The organism is Rhodococcus sp. NPDC003348 (assembly GCF_053589375.1).
Map to the genome: position 1 here is coordinate 108,003 of NZ_JBSFRT010000010.1, position 15,284 is coordinate 123,286.

15 protein-coding genes are annotated in these 15,284 nt (G+C 69.4%); 10 read left to right on the forward strand and 5 right to left on the reverse strand.

Features of this window, described 5'->3' with window-relative positions; genetic code table 11:
* Window positions 1–104 precede the first annotated feature (104 nt).
* Window positions 105–1,121: an alcohol dehydrogenase catalytic domain-containing protein gene (locus tag ACWDU4_RS09655; protein ID WP_450113657.1), complete on the forward strand. Its 1,017-nt coding sequence runs from the start codon at window positions 105–107 to the stop codon at window positions 1,119–1,121.
* A gap of 19 nt (window positions 1,122–1,140) precedes the next feature.
* Here the strand turns inward: ACWDU4_RS09655 and ACWDU4_RS09660 are convergent, their stop codons facing one another.
* Window positions 1,141–1,731, reverse strand: a complete 591-nt coding sequence (locus ACWDU4_RS09660) for a lipocalin family protein (RefSeq protein ID WP_450113658.1) — start codon at window positions 1,729–1,731, stop codon at window positions 1,141–1,143.
* A gap of 36 nt (window positions 1,732–1,767) precedes the next feature.
* On the reverse strand, window positions 1,768–2,424 hold the full coding sequence (locus ACWDU4_RS09665; protein WP_450113659.1) for a fasciclin domain-containing protein: 657 nt from the start codon (window positions 2,422–2,424) through the stop codon (window positions 1,768–1,770).
* A gap of 147 nt (window positions 2,425–2,571) precedes the next feature.
* Between ACWDU4_RS09665 and ACWDU4_RS09670 the strand changes: the two genes are divergently transcribed.
* The 6 genes from ACWDU4_RS09670 (at window position 2,572) to ACWDU4_RS09695 (ending at window position 8,167) form a co-directional block, all read left to right on the forward strand.
* Window positions 2,572–3,921 carry an NAD(P)/FAD-dependent oxidoreductase gene (locus ACWDU4_RS09670; RefSeq protein ID WP_450113660.1) on the forward strand — a complete coding sequence of 450 codons (1,350 nt, stop codon included), beginning with the start codon at window positions 2,572–2,574 and terminating at the stop codon, window positions 3,919–3,921.
* Window positions 3,918–4,676 carry a DUF1365 domain-containing protein gene (locus ACWDU4_RS09675; RefSeq protein WP_450113661.1) on the forward strand — a complete coding sequence of 253 codons (759 nt, stop codon included), beginning with the start codon at window positions 3,918–3,920 and terminating at the stop codon, window positions 4,674–4,676. The genes ACWDU4_RS09670 and ACWDU4_RS09675 overlap by 4 nt, the downstream gene beginning before the upstream one ends.
* A complete protein-coding gene (locus ACWDU4_RS09680; protein ID WP_450113662.1) occupies window positions 4,673–5,950 on the forward strand; it encodes a class I SAM-dependent methyltransferase in 1,278 nt (425 codons plus the stop codon). Before ACWDU4_RS09675 ends, ACWDU4_RS09680 begins: the two co-directional genes overlap by 4 nt.
* On the forward strand, window positions 5,947–6,741 hold the full coding sequence (locus ACWDU4_RS09685; protein WP_450113663.1) for a DUF1295 domain-containing protein: 795 nt from the start codon (window positions 5,947–5,949) through the stop codon (window positions 6,739–6,741). The genes ACWDU4_RS09680 and ACWDU4_RS09685 overlap by 4 nt, the downstream gene beginning before the upstream one ends.
* Before the next feature lie 89 nt (window positions 6,742–6,830).
* Window positions 6,831–7,400 (forward strand): ECF RNA polymerase sigma factor SigK, encoded by a 570-nt coding sequence (gene sigK / locus ACWDU4_RS09690; RefSeq protein ID WP_450113664.1) that lies wholly within the window; start codon window positions 6,831–6,833, stop codon window positions 7,398–7,400.
* Window positions 7,397–8,167 (forward strand): anti-sigma factor, encoded by a 771-nt coding sequence (locus tag ACWDU4_RS09695; RefSeq protein WP_450113665.1) that lies wholly within the window; start codon window positions 7,397–7,399, stop codon window positions 8,165–8,167. The genes sigK and ACWDU4_RS09695 overlap by 4 nt, the downstream gene beginning before the upstream one ends.
* 848 nt (window positions 8,168–9,015) lie before the next feature.
* Here the strand turns inward: ACWDU4_RS09695 and ACWDU4_RS09700 are convergent.
* The 3 genes from ACWDU4_RS09700 to ACWDU4_RS09710 are packed head-to-tail and all read right to left on the reverse strand — an operon-like array spanning window position 9,016 to window position 11,760.
* Window positions 9,016–9,819, reverse strand: coding sequence for an ABC transporter permease (locus tag ACWDU4_RS09700; protein WP_450113666.1), 804 nt, complete (start codon window positions 9,817–9,819; stop codon window positions 9,016–9,018).
* Entirely contained in the window at window positions 9,816–10,787 is a 972-nt protein-coding gene (locus ACWDU4_RS09705) for an ATP-binding cassette domain-containing protein (protein ID WP_450113667.1), read from the reverse strand. The genes ACWDU4_RS09700 and ACWDU4_RS09705 overlap by 4 nt, the downstream gene beginning before the upstream one ends.
* Before the next feature lie 46 nt (window positions 10,788–10,833).
* Window positions 10,834–11,760 (reverse strand): LysR family transcriptional regulator, encoded by a 927-nt coding sequence (locus ACWDU4_RS09710; RefSeq protein ID WP_450113668.1) that lies wholly within the window; start codon window positions 11,758–11,760, stop codon window positions 10,834–10,836.
* A gap of 70 nt (window positions 11,761–11,830) precedes the next feature.
* Here ACWDU4_RS09710 and dapA point away from each other — a divergent pair, with 70 nt between their 5' ends.
* The 3 genes from dapA (at window position 11,831) to ACWDU4_RS09725 (ending at window position 15,179) form a co-directional block, all read left to right on the forward strand.
* Window positions 11,831–12,802, forward strand: coding sequence for a 4-hydroxy-tetrahydrodipicolinate synthase (gene dapA, locus ACWDU4_RS09715; RefSeq protein WP_450113669.1), 972 nt, complete (start codon window positions 11,831–11,833; stop codon window positions 12,800–12,802).
* Window positions 12,803–13,227: 425 nt separating this feature from the next.
* Window positions 13,228–14,097: a thermonuclease family protein gene (locus ACWDU4_RS09720; protein ID WP_450113670.1), complete on the forward strand. Its 870-nt coding sequence runs from the start codon at window positions 13,228–13,230 to the stop codon at window positions 14,095–14,097.
* 269 nt (window positions 14,098–14,366) lie between these two features.
* A complete protein-coding gene (locus ACWDU4_RS09725; protein WP_450113671.1) occupies window positions 14,367–15,179 on the forward strand; it encodes a CAP domain-containing protein in 813 nt (270 codons plus the stop codon).
* Window positions 15,180–15,284: the final 105 nt, after the last annotated feature.

Sequence of the window (15,284 nt, forward strand, 5' to 3'; positions counted from 1 at the left end):
GAACTCCGTCGAGGCGTTTGACTGGAACGCGGACCCGAGGGCGTGGCACGGCACACGATGTCGACCGCGGCCCGCCGCGACGAACGTTCCATCGAGGATGCGTCATGCCCACTCATCGAGCAGTTCACGTCCAGTCCCCCGGCGGCGCGTTGACCCTGACCGAGGTCGAGACGACGCCACCCGAACGGGACCACGTCCGCATCGCCGTCTCCGCGTGCGGAGTCTGCGGCACCGACCGCGCGTTCGTGGGTGGCGCCTTCCCGGACATGACGTGGCCGCTGACGCCCGGTCACGAGATCGCCGGAACGATCGCCGAACTCGGCCCCGGCGTCGACGACCACGCCGTCGGCGACCGCGTCGCCGTTGGCTGGTTCGGCGGCCACTGCAACGAGTGCGTGCCCTGCCGCCGGGGCAGCTTCATCCACTGCGAGAAGCTGCAGATTCCCAGCTGGCAGTACCCCGGGGGTTACGCCGAGTCGGTGACGGTGCCGGCCAACGCGCTCGCCCGGATCCCGGACGAGCTGTCCTTCACGGAAGCCGCTCCGATGAGCTGCGCGGGCGTCACCACTTTCGATGCTCTCCGGAAGACCGGGGCGGCGCCCGGCGACCGGGTCGCGGTCCTCGGGATCGGTGGGCTCGGCCACCTCGGTGTGCAGTTCGCCCGGGCGATGGGCTTCGAGACGATCGCCATCGCCCGCGGTGGCGACAAGGGCGAGGACGCCCGGCAACTCGGCGCCCACCACTATGTCGACTCCACGGAGGGCGACGTCGGTGCGGCCCTGCGGAAGCTCGGTGGCGTGTCGGTGGTCCTCGGGACCGCGGCGAACTCGACGGCGATGGCCGACACGATCGGCGGCCTGCAACCCGAGGGTGAACTCGTCGTCGTCGGCGTCACGGCCGACCCCCTTCCGATCAGTCCGCTTCAGCTGATCCAGCCCGGGCTGACCGTGACCGGGCACCCCTCGGGTACCGCCCGCGACGTCGAGGAGGCGATGGACTTCGCGGCCCTGTCCGGCGTGCGGGCCCGGATCGAGGAACGCCCCCTGGCCGAGGCGGCGGACGCCTACGCCGCGATGGCGGAGGGCCGGGCCCGCTACCGCATGGTCCTCACCACGCGGTAGCGGCGGAGGTGCCGGGCCGTCAGAGGGTGCAGAGGGGCCGGATGTCCGCGAGCCCGGTGCTGGTCGGCGAGGTCAGCATCAGGCACGAGTTGTAGCCGTTCGCCTCCACGACCTGCCGGATCTCGTGCCAGCGGCCCGGGTCCGCCACGGGACTGCGCGACAGGACGAAGCCGGACAGCCGGGTCGGGTCGCCGACCAGCGCCCACGAGTAGTCGCCAGCGAGGTGGGCGATCAGGTAGTTGCTCGGCCCGTCCGGGTTGTCCTGCCCCGGTACCGACGGGAACGACACGTGCAACTCGGCCGGGCCGTTGACCCGCGCGTTGCCCACGATCCCGCGGCGGGCACCGGTGACCGTGGTGCACGAGTTCTCGACCCGCACGTCCCGATCGTCGACCGCGCTGTACCGGGCGGTGGTGTCGCGCACGCAGTCCAGGTTGAACGGGGCGGGATTGGCGGCCAGCTGATGCCACGTTCCCAGGTAACGCGTCAGGTCGACGCGGTCCACCGGTGTCAGGGGGCCCAACGGGGCGGCTGCGGTCGTCGACCCCGGCAGCACGACCGCCGCCGCGGCGGCACAGGCCACCGCAACGGTTCGCATCGTCGATCTCATGAATGTCTCCTCGCTGTCGTCTAGTGGGGGGATCGGCTACTGGGGCGACAGGACCGAGTCGATCAGGTACACGGTCGCATTCGCGGTCTGGATGCCGCCGCAGATGACGCCCGCCTGATTGACCTTCCAGTCGTCGCCGGATCCGGTGACCTCGACTGTGCCGCCCTGGACCGTAGTCTGGGTGCCCGCGATGTCGGCGGGTGCGATCCGGCCCGGAACGACGTGATAGGTCAGGACATTGGTGAGGGCGGCCGCGTCCGTCTTCAGGGTCTCGAGAGTGGCCGGGTCGACCTTCTCGAAGGCCGCGTCGACAGGGGCGAAGACGGTGAACTGGCCGCCGTTGAGGGTGTCGACGAGGTTGACCTGCGGATTGAGCTGACCGGACACCGCCGCGGTGAGAGTGGTCAACATCGGGTTGCTCGACGCTGCGGCGCCCACCGGCTCCTGCGCCATGCCCTCGACCGAGCCGGGGCCGGTGGGGACCTGCTCCGCGTAGGCTGCGCAGCCCGGTCCGACCAGCGACGCGGACTGCGCGTTCGGCATCGCCGAATCCGTTGCCATCGGCTGCGTCTCGGAGGTCGCCGGGGACTCCGGCGCCGAAGACGTGTCGTCCGAGGAACAGGCGACGGCGCCGAACAGGGCGATCGCCCCCGCCCCGACCAGCGCCAGATTCTTGCGTGTGCTGATTCCCATGATGTGGGTCCTTCCGTGTGGCGGCGGCCGAGGTGCCGCCGACGAGGTTGTGTCGGCTGCGATTCGGGGCCGCTCCGGACCCGGATGGGTCGCGCACCGAGAAAATGTCCGACCCATCCGGACCGGTCCCTGTTCCGAACACCGGTCATGACGACCACTTCGCGTCCCCGCGGTCCGGCGCCCGTTCCCGAACCGCCCGAGCGAGCCGGGCGACGTTCGGTGGCGGTGATCGGCAGCGGGATCGCCGGACTGGCCGCGGCTCACGAGCTGGCCCGACGCGACCGGGTGACGCTGTTCGAGGCGGACGACCGGCTTGGCGGTCACGCCCACACCCACACCGTGGATCTGGGCGCCGGCAGGCGGGTCGACGTGGACACCGGGTTCATCGTGCACAACGACCGCACCTACCCGACCCTGTGCGCACTGTTCGACGAGCTGGGCGTCGCCACCCAGGCCACCGACATGTCGATGTCGGTGCGCTCGGACGCGAACGGCCTCGAATACGCCGGTGGAAAGGGGATTTCCGGGCTGCTGCCGACCGTGCGCACCGTCGGCCGCGGCCGGTACCTGCGGATGCTGGGCGAGGTGCCGCGCTTCCACCGGGCGGCGCGGGCACTCCTCGACGACGGACCGGCGGAGACCGAGGAGACTCTCGGGCAGTTCCTGGACCGGTTGAAGTTCTCCCGGTACTTCGTCGATCACTTCACCATCCCACTGGTCGCGGCGGTGTGGTCGTGCGACCCGGACGACGCGATGCGGTACCCGGCGCGCTATCTACTGACCTTCCTCGACCACCACGGCATGCTCACGGTCTTCGGGTCACCGCCGTGGCGAACCGTCACAGGCGGCTCGGCCCGCTACGTCGAGAAGATCACCGCCGCGCTCGACGAGGTGCGCACCGGCACACCGGTCGAACGCCTCGTCCGCAGCGGCGGCGGCGTGGTGGTCACGGCAGGCGGTGCGCCGCGCCGCTTCGATGCGGCGGTGGTCGCGGTACACCCGCACCAGGCGCTGCGCCTGCTCGCCGAACCGACACCGGCCGAGTCCGCTGTGCTCGGCGCGATCACCTACTCGACGAACCGGGCCCGGCTGCACACCGACGAATCGGTGTTGCCCCGCGCCCGGGCGGCGCGCGCGTCGTGGAACTACCTCGTTCCGAGGGCGGGTGAACGGGCACCGGGCGTCATCGTCACCTACGACATGACCCGGCTGATGCGACTGCGCGAGGCCGGAGGTCGGCGGCTGCTCGTGACCCTCGGCGGCGCGGACCGCATCGACCCGTCGACCGTGCTCGCGGAGATGACGTACGAACATCCGCTCTACACACCGGAATCCGTGGCCGCGCAGCGGCGGCTGCCGGAACTGGACTCCGACACCGTGGCGTTCGCCGGCGCCTACCACGGGTGGGGCTTCCACGAGGACGGCGCCGCGTCCGGAGTGCGCGCGGCCCGCCGGATCGGCGCCCTCGACGGCATCGCGGTGGGAGCGCGCGCGTGAACACCCCAGCGATCTACCGCACCCGGATCCGCCACGTACGCGCCGGCCCGATCCGGCACGCCTTCGACTACCCGGGCTACAGCTGGTTCGTCGACCTGGACGAGTTGCCCGGTCTGCCGGTGTGGTTGCGGCCGTTCGCCCGATTCGACGTGCGCGACCACTTCGATCGGTCGCCGGCGCCGGGCACCCTGCGGGCCGGACTCGACGCGGTTCTCGTCGACGCCGGCATCGATCCGGGCGGCCTGCGGGTCACCGCGCTGCTCGGTGCCCGCGTGCTCGGGCACGCCTTCAACCCCCTGAGCCTGTATTGGTGCCACGACCGCGACGGCATCGTCGACTGTGTGGTCGCGGAGGTCCACAACACCTACGGCGGCAGGCACAGCTATGTGCTGCGCCCGGATCCCACGGGGCGGGCGGAGGCGGCGAAGGCGTTCTACGTGTCGCCGTTCAATCCGGTGGCGGGCCACTACACGCTTCGGGTCCCGGAGCCTGCGGAGCGCCTCGCGATCTCGGTGACCCTGCACCGGGACGGGCACGCACCCTTCGTGGCGACGATGCACGGGAACCGCGTGCCGGCCACCGTCGGCGGGGTGGCAGGCACCGTGCTGCGGGCACCGCTGGCACCGCACCTCGTGTCCGCGCGGATCCGGATCCAGGGCATCGCGCTCTGGCTGCGCGGCCTGCCCGTCGTCCCGCGTCCCCGGTCGTCGTCCACGGCCACCACGTCCCACCCGAACCCGGAGGTCCTCCGATGAGCGTCACCCGCACCGACGGCGCGCCGACCCTGCCGGGACCCGATCCGGCTCGGTGGCCGGACGTCGCGCGCCGACCGACCGGTGCGATCGCGCGGTTCGGCGCGCCGGTCGCCGCCCTCCTGTTCCGGCGTGCCGTGGCCCGGCTCGACGTGCGGGTCGACTATCCCGACGGGACGGTCATCGGCTCAGGTGATGCGCACGCGCCGCGCATGATCGTGCATCGCCCGGAGGCGTTCGCGCGACGGGTGGCCGCCGACGGGCTGATCGGATTCGGCGAGGCGTACATGGCGGGCGACTGGAGTTCGCCGGATCCCGCCTCCGCGCTGACACCGTTCGCGGCGTCCGCGTCCATGCTGATCCCGGGCGTCCTGCAGGCCCTGCGTCCGCTGGTGGCGCGTCGTCGACCCTCCTGGGAGCGCAATTCGCGGGAGCAGGCCCCCTCGAACGTCTCCCGCCACTACGACCTGTCCAACGACCTCTTCCGCCTGTTCCTCGACGAGACGATGACGTACTCGAGTGCGCTGTTCGACGGCTGGACCCCCGGATGGGACACCCTGGCCGAGGCGCAGCACCGCAAGATCGACCGGCTGCTCGACGCCGCCCGCGTCGGCCCGGGTACCCGGCTGCTCGAGATCGGCACCGGATGGGGAGAACTGGCGATCCGTGCCGCACGGCGCGGCGCGACGGTCCGGTCGGTGACCCTGTCGGCGGAGCAGCAACAGCTGGCGCGCCGGCGGGTGGCGGACGCCGGGTACGCGGACCGGGTGCGGGTCGACCTGCTCGACTACCGCGCGGTGCGCGGCGAGTACGACGCCGTCGTCTCCGTCGAGATGATCGAGGCGGTCGGGTACGAGTACTGGCCGGCCTACTTCGCGGTGCTGGACCACGTGCTGGTCTGGGGCGGACGAGTCGCACTGCAGGCGATCACCATGACCGATGCGCGGATGCGCGCCACCCGCAACACGCACACCTGGATCACCAAGTACATCTTTCCCGGCGGCCTGATTCCCTCCCCCGAGGCGCTCGAGGCCGCCGCCGCGACCACGTCGCTGCGGATCCGGGCGCGGGACCGCTTCGGGGCGGACTACGCGGACACGCTCCGCCTGTGGCGGGAACGGTTCGTCGCCAACGCGGCGGCCGTGGACGCGCTCGGATTCGATGCGACGTTCCGCCGGATGTGGGAGTTCTACCTCGCGTACTCGGAGGCGGGGTTCCGGTCCGGCTACCTGGACGTCCAGCAGATCGTTCTCGCCAAGGACGGAGGTCCGCGATGAGCGCCTGGTCGACCTTCGCGGTGGTCGCGGTGACCTCGCTGGCCGCTGTCGCGGTGGTGCAGGCGGTCGCGTTCGCGGTGAGCCGCCGACTCGACCGCGTCAACGTCGTCGACGTGGCCTGGGGTGCCGGATTCGTGCTGGTCGCACTCGCCGCGGCGGTGATCGGGGACGGCGCAGCCGGGAGACGGTGGCTGCTGTTCGTCCTCGTCGCCGTGTGGGGTCTGCGGCTGAGCGTGCACATGTATCTCAAATCGAAGGGCCGCGGCGAGGATCCGCGTTACCGCGACCTGCTCGACCGCGCCGGGGGCGCGAGTACCCGCACCGTGGTGACCCGGGTCTTCGCGACGCAGGGCGCCGCGCAGTGGTTCGTGTCGCTGCCCCTGCAGGTGTCGGCGGTCCTCGGCCCGACCGAGGGTGTCGGTTCCCTCGCCGTCGCCGCGGGTGTGGCGCTGTGGGTGACGGGAGTGACGTTCGAGTCCGTCGGAGATCGGCAGTTGTCGCGCTGGCGTGGTGATCCCGCGAACCGGGGACGCATCATCGACACCGGTCTGTGGGCGTGGACCCGGCACCCGAACTATTTCGGGGACGCGTGCGTGTGGTGGGGCCTGTGGCTGATCTGCGCCTCGGTGTGGCCGGGCGCGCTGACCGTGGCGTCGCCGGCGTTGATGACGTACTTCCTGGTGTACGCGACCGGTGCGCGCCCGCTGGAGACGACGATGTCGCGGCGCCCGGGATACCGGGACTACCAGCAGCGCACCGCGTTCTTCGTGCCGCGACCACCGCGGCGGTGAGGGTCGTGCTGGACAGGAGCACGGCGGATGCCGCCTTGAGCGCCCGAATACCCGCCGATAGGCTTTCCTGCGATGAGTGGACAAGGCCGATGACCGGCGTCAGCGGGGACACCGACACGCTCGCGGCGCTGCTCCAGCGGGTCGCGGACCGGGACGAGTCGGCATTCGCCCGTTTCTACGATCTGACCCGCGCCCGGGTCTACGGGATGGTGTTGCGGGTGCTCCGCGATCCCGGGTACAGCGAGGAGACGACGCAGGAGGTGTACCTGCAGGTGTGGCGGACGGCCCGCGCGTTCGACGTCACCCAGGGTTCCGCGCTGTCGTGGGTGATCACCCTCGCCCACCGGAGGGCGGTGGATCGGGTGCGCGCCGAACAGTCCGGCTCGGATCGGGAATCCCGGTATCGGGCGAGCACCGTCGAGTCACCGTTCGACAGCGTGACCGAAGAGGTGACGCGGCGTGAGGATCGGCGCATGGTGGTGCGGTGCTTGGGCACGCTGACGGACCTGCAACGCCAGTCCGTGGAGCTGGCCTACTATCGCGGCCTCACGTACCGCGAAGTGTCCGAACAGCTTTCGGCGACGCTTCCCACGGTCAAGTCCAGGATCAGGGACGGGTTGCTCCGCCTCCGGAACTGTCTCGGAGGTGAGCGGCAATGACCGACGATGCGGTCCCCGGTGTCCGGGGCGTGGAACGTGACTGGCTCGAACTGGCCGAGGTGTACGCCCTCGACGCCGTCTCGGACACCGAACGTGCACGGATCGAGGCCCGGCTGGTCACGGCTGGGCCGGCCGAGAAATCCGAGTTCGAAAGCCGCGTCCGCGACGCCCGCGAGACGATGGCCGACGTGGCCGCGGCGACCGCGGTCGAACCACCGGAGCAGCTGCGCGGCCGGGTACTCGACGCGATCGCGGACCGGCCCGATGCCTCACCGAACCCGGCCCCGGTCGATCTGGACGCGCGGCGTGCCGCGCGGCGTCACCGGCTGCGAAACGGATTGCTGGCGGCGGCCGCAGCCGTCGTGGTCGCGGTGGGAGGCGTCGCCGTGGGCTCGCGGATGTGGTCGTCGGAGCCCGCCCCCACGGCGGAGCAGGTGTTCGCCGCCGACGACGTACGCACCTCGTCCGGGTCGATCGAGGGCGGTGGCACCGCCACCGTCGTCTACTCGAAGGACGTGGATGCCGGTGTGCTGGTGATGAACAACGTCGCCCCGCCCGCGGAGGGCACCGTCTACCAGATGTGGCTGATGAACGATCAGGGCAGCGCCCAGCCGGCGGGCACGATGGACGCGGGCGCCGTGGCCCCGTCGACGACGGCGGTGCTCGAGGGCATCGGCGACGCGACCGCGCTCGGCTTCACCGTGGAACCGCCGGGCGGCTCGACCCAGCCGACCGGGCAGATCTTCGCCGAGTTGCCGCTGACCTGATCATCGGGCGGGTCGAGTCGACAACAACCGCCGCTGCCATGCCGGTCGGCTGCCACGACGCGCTGCCAGACGGTCCAGAACGTGACATCGTGAATCCGCCGGAACGACCGCCGCACGTGGACCTACCCGCGCCGGACGATGGCCAGGCTCACTGACAACCCCCGTCTGGCCCTGGAAGCCCGGTCAAGACGCCGCAAACGTGGAGGTGGGACAGCTTCCACTCGTTGTCGGAACGCACGAAAGGAATTGGCCCCACCGGATACGGGGCCATGCCGTCGACGTGGCCCTGCCCACTCGCATTGACACGGTCCGGTCCGTCGGGTTCCACGGTGGTGAACTGGATGTACTGGGGCATGGGCAGTGCACCCCAGGACCGCGCGATCTGCAAGGTCTGATCGCTGGGACCGTCCAAGAGTCGAGACCGATCCTCCTCCCGTATCGAGTAGTTGGTAGTGGCGTTGTACAGCATGGTCAGCTGCTCAGCCGTGGGAACGAGATCGGTAATCGGCGACGGCGGCGGCGCGAACTGTGTTGACTGGATGAGAACGGTCGGAGCAGGCGATTCGTGGTCATCGACCGGCGAACAGGCGCACGCGGCTGTGATCGCGACTAGAGCACCGGCACCCCTCACGGCTTTCCTCACCATGACAGTGTGCACCGGTAGGCGACCGATTCTGCTCCGATCGAGAGTCCACAGGCGGCCTTCCGGGCGGGTATGAGGCTTAGCACAGTGATCTGCACAACCTTCACCGGTCAGCGACGGAGTGCCGCGACGCCCTCACCAGTCGGGCCGCTACCGGCGGCGGTTCGGCATGTCTGACCGACACCCGTGACTGCTGCCGAGCCTCTCAGCGGCTGACGGCCTTCTTGTACCGGCGGATCGCGAACGGCACGAACACGATCAGCGTCAGCGCGATCCACAGCAGCGACGCCAGGACCGGGTTCTGCAGCGGCCACGCCTGCGGCGGCGGCATCATCGGATTGGTGTTGCCGAACAGCTCACGCACCGCCTGGGTCAGCGCGGACACCGGGTTCCACTCCGCGATCACCCGCAGGACCGTGGGCATCGAGGACGGGTCGACGAAGGTGTTCGCGATGAACGACAGCGGGAAGATCACCATGAAGCTCGCGTTGTTGAACACCTCCGGCGTGCGAATCCACATGCCCACCACCGCCATCACCCACGACAGGGCGTACGCGAACAGCAGCATCAGCACGTAGCCGGCGATGGCCTCCCCCAGCGACGAGTGGATCCGCCACCCGATGAGCAGGCCCGTCAGCGTCATCACCACCAGGCTGATGACGTTGATCAGCACGTCGGTGGAGGTCCGGCCGATCAGCACCGCCGAGGGCGCCATCGGCAGCGACCGGAACCTGTCGATGATGCCCTTCTGCAGGTCCTCCACCATCCCGAGCCCGGTCCACGTGGCACCGAAGATGACGGTCTGCGTGAAGATGCCCGCGATGAGGAACTCGCGGTAGGACATCCCGGGGATCTCTATCGCGCTGCCGAACACGAACGCGAACAGCAGCACGAACATGATCGGCGAGAGGGTCGTGAAGACGATGAGATCGGGAACCCGCTTGATCTTGATGATGTTTCGCTTCGCGATGGTCAATCCGTCGGACGCCACCATCTGCATCGCGTTCATCGCACCGCCTCCTCGTCCACGTCCACGTCCTGCGCCTCGTGCCCCGTCAGGGAGAGGAAGACGTCGTCGAGGGTGGGTTTGCGCAACGCGACGTCGGTGACCCGGATGCCGGCCGCGGACAGCCGTGCGAGCGCCGCGGCGAGGGTGTCCGCTCCGCCGCTGACCGGGACGACCACCTTCCGGATACCGGACTCGACCTGGATCTCCCCGGCGGACAGCGGCGCGAGTTCGGTCCGCAGGTCGGGTAGCCGTGCGGCGTCCACCAGCCCGAGTTCGATGCGCTCGCCGCCGACCTGGTCCTTGAGTTCGTCGGCGGTGCCGCGCGCGATGACCGCGCCGCGGTCCATCACCGCGATCCGATCGGCCAGCCGCTCGGCCTCGTCCATGTACTGGGTGGTGAGCAGCAGCGTCGTCCCCTGCGCGACCAGTTCGTCGATCACGTCCCACAACGCGAGCCTGGCGCGCGGGTCGAGGCCGGTGGTGGGTTCGTCGAGGAACAGCACCGGTGGCTGCGCGACGAGTGCGCCCGCGAGGTCGAGGCGGCGGCGCATGCCCCCGGAGTAGCCCTTGACCGGGCGGTCCGCGGCGGCGACGAGATCGAACTGCTCGAGCAGTTCCCTGGCCCGGTCGCGGCTGCGTTTGATGCCGAGGTGGTAGAGCCGGCCGACCATCTCGAGGTTCTCGAATCCCGTCAGGTACTCGTCGACGGCCGCGTACTGACCGGACGCGCCGATGCGTGAACGCAGTTCCTGGGCGTCGGCAACCACGTCGAGCCCGTCGACGCGAGCGGTGCCCCCATCGGGAACCAGCAGCGTGGTCAGCACGCGAACCGCGGTGGTCTTGCCTGCCCCGTTCGGCCCGAGCAGAGCGGTGACCGTCCCCGCTGGGACCGTCAGATCGATTCCGTCGAGGGCCGTGACCTTGCCGTACCTCTTGATCAGACCTTCGACGACTATGGCATCGGCCATGAGTCCTCCCCGTGTCCGGTGGTTTCGACTCCCAGTGTGCCCGAGGTCACCGACAGGTTTCGACCGCTGGATCGGCGGGGCCGTCGTGGAAGGCCCGGGCCGCGCGATGCAATTCACCGCTCACCGCGGCGAATGCCGGCTGGGATCCGCTGCCGCGGCGGTAGGCGATCCGGGTCCGTCTGCCGATCGGGAGGGCGGTGAGCACCACACCGTCCGGGACATCGGTCGCCCCGAGCCGGGGAACGAGTGCCACACCGGCGCCCGCGGCGACGAGGCCGAGGACAGCGGCGAAATCGTCGACGCGGTGGGCGACGAGTGGCTCGAAACCCTGCGACTGGCAGGTGCGCACCGTCATGGTGTGGCAGAGGGTGTCCGGGTTGCCGACGATCCACCGGCTCCCGGACTGGCTGCGGACCACATCGGCGGCGGGTACACCGGGGGCGGCGGACGAGGCCAGGTACACGACCTCGTCCAGCAGCGGTTCCAGTTCGATGCCCGCCCCCACGGTGGAGGGGACGTTGTCGTACTCGTGAACCAGCGCGAGGTCCAGTCGGCCGCCGCGAAGAAGGTCCGGCACGTCGGCCGGATCGGCCTCCGTCACCGTCAGCTCCAGGTTCCGTTGGGCGCGAGCGAGTTCCGTCATCGCGGGCAACACGATCGTCCGCAGGGCGGTGGGAAACGCGCCCAACCGAACCGATGCCGACAGGCCGGCGCCAGTCGCGGCGAGCGCCGCTTCGGCGCGCTCGAGGTCGGCGAGAACCACCTCGGCGTGCTCGACGAGCACGACCCCGGCGGGAGTGAGGCTCACCCGACGGCCCGTCCGCGTCAGCAGGGGTTGGCCGGCCTCCCGTTCGAGCGCCGCGAGCTGTTGCGACACCGCGGACGGCGTGTACGCGAGCGCGTCGGCGACGGCCGCGATGGTCCCGCGATGGGCGAGTTCGCGAAGAAGCCTCAGCTTGCGAATGTCGAGCATCAGTTCAGCTTACGGACAGACGAAGGAACAGTAACTGGATCTTGATTGTGCGGACGGTGAGAGTGGGAATATGACCTTCCACCCGTCAGGACTCCTCGTCCCGCTCGTCACGCCCTTCACCGACGGCGGCGAGCTCGCGGTCGCCGACCTCGAACGCCTCGCCCACGACACGATCGAGGACGGTGCGGCCGGGATCGTCGCGCTGGGGACGACCGCGGAGCCGTCCACGCTGAGCCCGCAGGAACGTCGAGAGGTCGTGCGGATCTGCGGCAGGGTGTGCCGCGAACACGGTGTGCCACTGATCGTCGGGGCTGGAGGCAACGACACCGCGGGCACGGTCCGAGCCGTCGAAGAGCTGAACTCGAGCGTCGACGCCGCGGCGGCGCTGACGGTTGTCCCGTACTACACCCGTCCGTCCGAGGCCGGCGTCGTCGCGCACTTCGAGTACGTCGCCGACCGCAGCCCACTCCCGCTGATCGTCTACAACGTTCCGTATCGCACCGGACAGCAGCTCGGCTGGGAGTCCCTGACGCGCCTGTCGCGGCATCCGCGAATCGTCGGCGTCAAGCAGGCGGTCGGCGTGGTGGACACCGACACCGCGCGACTGATCGCGGAAACGGCCTCCTCCGGTCGCCCCGCAGGCTCCGCTCCTGCCAACGTGTTCTCGGTGCTCGCGGGCGAGGACACGCTGGTCTCACCGCTGTTGGCGATGGGCGCGGCGGGCGCGGTCCTGGCGACCGCGAACGTCTGCGGACGCGAGTTCGCCGAGCTGGTCCGGTTGTGGCACGAGGGACGGCTCGAGGAGGCACGCGCGCTGGGAAGTCGACTCGTCGGACCCGCGTCCGCCCTCATGTCCGAACCGAACCCCACGCTCCTCAAGGCCGTTCTCCACGCGCAGGGCCGGATATCGACACCGAACGTCCGGTTGCCGTTGGTTCCGGCCACGGCGCCCACCCCGATCCTCGACGCGCTCCGAGACCTTCGCGCCACCGACGCCATTCCCCGAGACAAGCGCCTGAGCCTGGATCCACCGGTGATGTAACGCCTACTCGCCCAAGGCGATCGGTACCGCCCGAGGCGTCGGGGCGAGTGGCCGGGTCCTGGCCCGCGCGGGGTCGACCTACTTCGGGCACACGTTCGTTTCCGCCGCAGCCGTCCGCGCCGAGCCTGGTTCTCAGGGGACCGAGAGGATGAACCCACAGATCCGGGCCGCGATTGCATCGATCGACGAGACCGCGTGGGGCGGCCGCGGATGCGCGGCACCGCGATCACGTGATCAACATCCCCGCCCGGATCGCATCGCCAGGCCGGAGACTGACGCTGGAATGTCGCACCGCGGAAGCAGGGCGCAACAGATGCACGTCGAAAATCGAGTAGCCGCATACTCGCGCCACCAACGTGCCCGACGACGAACCTCTCAAGTATCGATCGCTCGACGCCGCATCAAGTCCGCCAACAGGAGGGGACATGTCATTCGTACTGATCAAGGGCGCATTCCGAGCCAAGGGGGCCCAGCCTGACGGGGACTCCGTCCGGTTCATCCCGGACGCGCCCGCCGAGTGGGAACTCGTCGGCGGACCGCATCCGGTCAAACGGACCGCTTCTGGGGCAGCGCAGCTACGCCTGGATGGAATCGACGCCCTCGAGACCCACTACACGCCCAAACACGGCACCCGCACCCACCAACCGCTGGGATTGGGGCACGCCGCAGCCGAAGAGCTGCTCGGCTGGCTCGGTTTCACCAACGTCGAACGCAACAGCGCCGAGACGGTCACCGCTTGCACTCCCGATACCGTCAACGGGTTCATACTGACTCGCGGCGCCGATTTGTACGGCCGCTGCGTAGCATTCGTCTGTCGCGGCGCACCTCCCACCACATCCGGAAGCCCTGTGTTCGTCGATACCACCCTGCTGCGCACCACTCTCAACCATCATCTGCTCAGTACCGGGCTGGCATACCCCACCTACTACCGCAACCTGTTTCCCGCCCTACGCAACGAATTCACCGCCGCAGTCGAGAGTGCACACGCCGCCAAGGACGGGGTGTGGGCCGTCGACGCCACCACCAGCGGCGCAGTGATCGACACGGCAACCACCCTCACCGAGGACGTTGTCATCCTGCCGAAACTGTTTCGCCGCCTGGTCGATTACTTTGAGCTGGATCCCGGCAACCTGTCGTTGGCCGGGTTTGCCTCCTTCCTCTCCCAGGCCCAGGACAAGTTCTTCATACTCTCCACTGGGCACTCCACCACCGGACTCGACGCCATCGTCGATGTCCAGGCAGACACCGTCCGCCTCACGCACCCTCCAACTGACCTCGTCTTTGACGAGAAATGAAGGACGGACGCCAATCCAACGTCCTACCTCATTCGTCGATTGGAGCCCGGAATGTCGTAGACCACTGCGCGGGGACGGACGCAGGAATGGACAACACGGTCGTCGTCGCCATCTACGGACAGCCGGGCTGACAGGAAGAACCAAGAACCCCGAAACGCCTGCAAAGTCGAGTACTCGACTACGCGTGTGCGGCGATCCTCCAGCGCCATACGCTTCGCGCTGTGGCCCACACGGCCAATACACAAGACAGACAAGTCGGAGGGACAACCATGTCTGCAAGCTTCAAGCATGCGCTGCTGCCCTTGTCGATAGTGGGGGTAAGCCTGCTGGCGGCGACTACTGGTACGGCGCCGGCCCACGCCGACCATGACCTGCCCTACGGGCCCGACACCTGCGTCCAGGGCTACGTATGGCGGGAGGCTCGGGTCGGTGACACCGTCTGTGTGCCGCCGCAGGTCCGGTCACGCACGGCCCAGGAAAACGCAACGGCCGCAGATCGGGTCCAACCCGGCGGCGGCGCGTACGGGCCGAATACCTGCAAGCAAGGATTCGTCTGGCGGGAGGCCTTCAACGGTGACGTGGTCTGCGTGACTCCCGATATTCGGTCGCAGACCTGGGCCGACAATGCCGCGGCCGATTCGCGCTATCAGCGCAACCAACCCAATCGCCACCCGCAGCAACAGCCCGGTGGTGATCAGGGCGGCGCTGTGCTCAACCTGATCAACCAGCAGCGCGCAGCGAATGGTTGCGGTCCTGTCGCATCCAACGGCCAGCTCGCTGCGGCCGCCAGTCGGCACGCAACGGACATGCTCAACAGTGGTGTGACGGGCCATACCGGTTCGGACGGCTCGTCTCCAGATGCCCGGATCGCGGCCGCAGGCTACGCTCCCGTCGCGCGGTGGGGCGAAATCGTCTACTGGGGTACCGGCGGCGGTGCAACACCCGAGGCGGCGGTCAACTGGTGGATGAACAGCCCGGGCCATCGTGCCATCATCACCAACTGCGCTCTTACCGACGCCGGCGTCTCCACCTCTTCGGGCAACGGCAAAATGACCGCGGTCGGTGACTTCGCCACACACTGACCTGATGCGTCCAACGCTCCAGCAGACCGGACTGTTGGGTGGCGTACTGCCACTTCTCATCGATCGCGACGCCCAAGTCTGGGGTGCACCCGCTCTGGAATCATG

Coding starts and splice junctions, on each gene's coding strand:
- ACWDU4_RS09695 (WP_450113665.1), top strand. CDS start 7,397: ATGACCGACGATGCGGTCCCCGGTGTCCGGGGCGTGGAACGTGACTGG.
- ACWDU4_RS09660 (WP_450113658.1), bottom strand. CDS start 1,731: ATGAGATCGACGATGCGAACCGTTGCGGTGGCCTGTGCCGCCGCGGCG.
- ACWDU4_RS09655 (WP_450113657.1), top strand. CDS start 105: ATGCCCACTCATCGAGCAGTTCACGTCCAGTCCCCCGGCGGCGCGTTG.
- ACWDU4_RS09700 (WP_450113666.1), bottom strand. CDS start 9,819: ATGAACGCGATGCAGATGGTGGCGTCCGACGGATTGACCATCGCGAAG.
- ACWDU4_RS09720 (WP_450113670.1), top strand. CDS start 13,228: ATGTCATTCGTACTGATCAAGGGCGCATTCCGAGCCAAGGGGGCCCAG.
- ACWDU4_RS09680 (WP_450113662.1), top strand. CDS start 4,673: ATGAGCGTCACCCGCACCGACGGCGCGCCGACCCTGCCGGGACCCGAT.
- ACWDU4_RS09705 (WP_450113667.1), bottom strand. CDS start 10,787: ATGGCCGATGCCATAGTCGTCGAAGGTCTGATCAAGAGGTACGGCAAG.
- sigK (WP_450113664.1), top strand. CDS start 6,831: ATGACCGGCGTCAGCGGGGACACCGACACGCTCGCGGCGCTGCTCCAG.
- dapA (WP_450113669.1), top strand. CDS start 11,831: ATGACCTTCCACCCGTCAGGACTCCTCGTCCCGCTCGTCACGCCCTTC.
- ACWDU4_RS09710 (WP_450113668.1), bottom strand. CDS start 11,760: ATGCTCGACATTCGCAAGCTGAGGCTTCTTCGCGAACTCGCCCATCGC.
- ACWDU4_RS09665 (WP_450113659.1), bottom strand. CDS start 2,424: ATGGGAATCAGCACACGCAAGAATCTGGCGCTGGTCGGGGCGGGGGCG.
- ACWDU4_RS09670 (WP_450113660.1), top strand. CDS start 2,572: ATGACGACCACTTCGCGTCCCCGCGGTCCGGCGCCCGTTCCCGAACCG.
- ACWDU4_RS09725 (WP_450113671.1), top strand. CDS start 14,367: ATGTCTGCAAGCTTCAAGCATGCGCTGCTGCCCTTGTCGATAGTGGGG.
- ACWDU4_RS09685 (WP_450113663.1), top strand. CDS start 5,947: ATGAGCGCCTGGTCGACCTTCGCGGTGGTCGCGGTGACCTCGCTGGCC.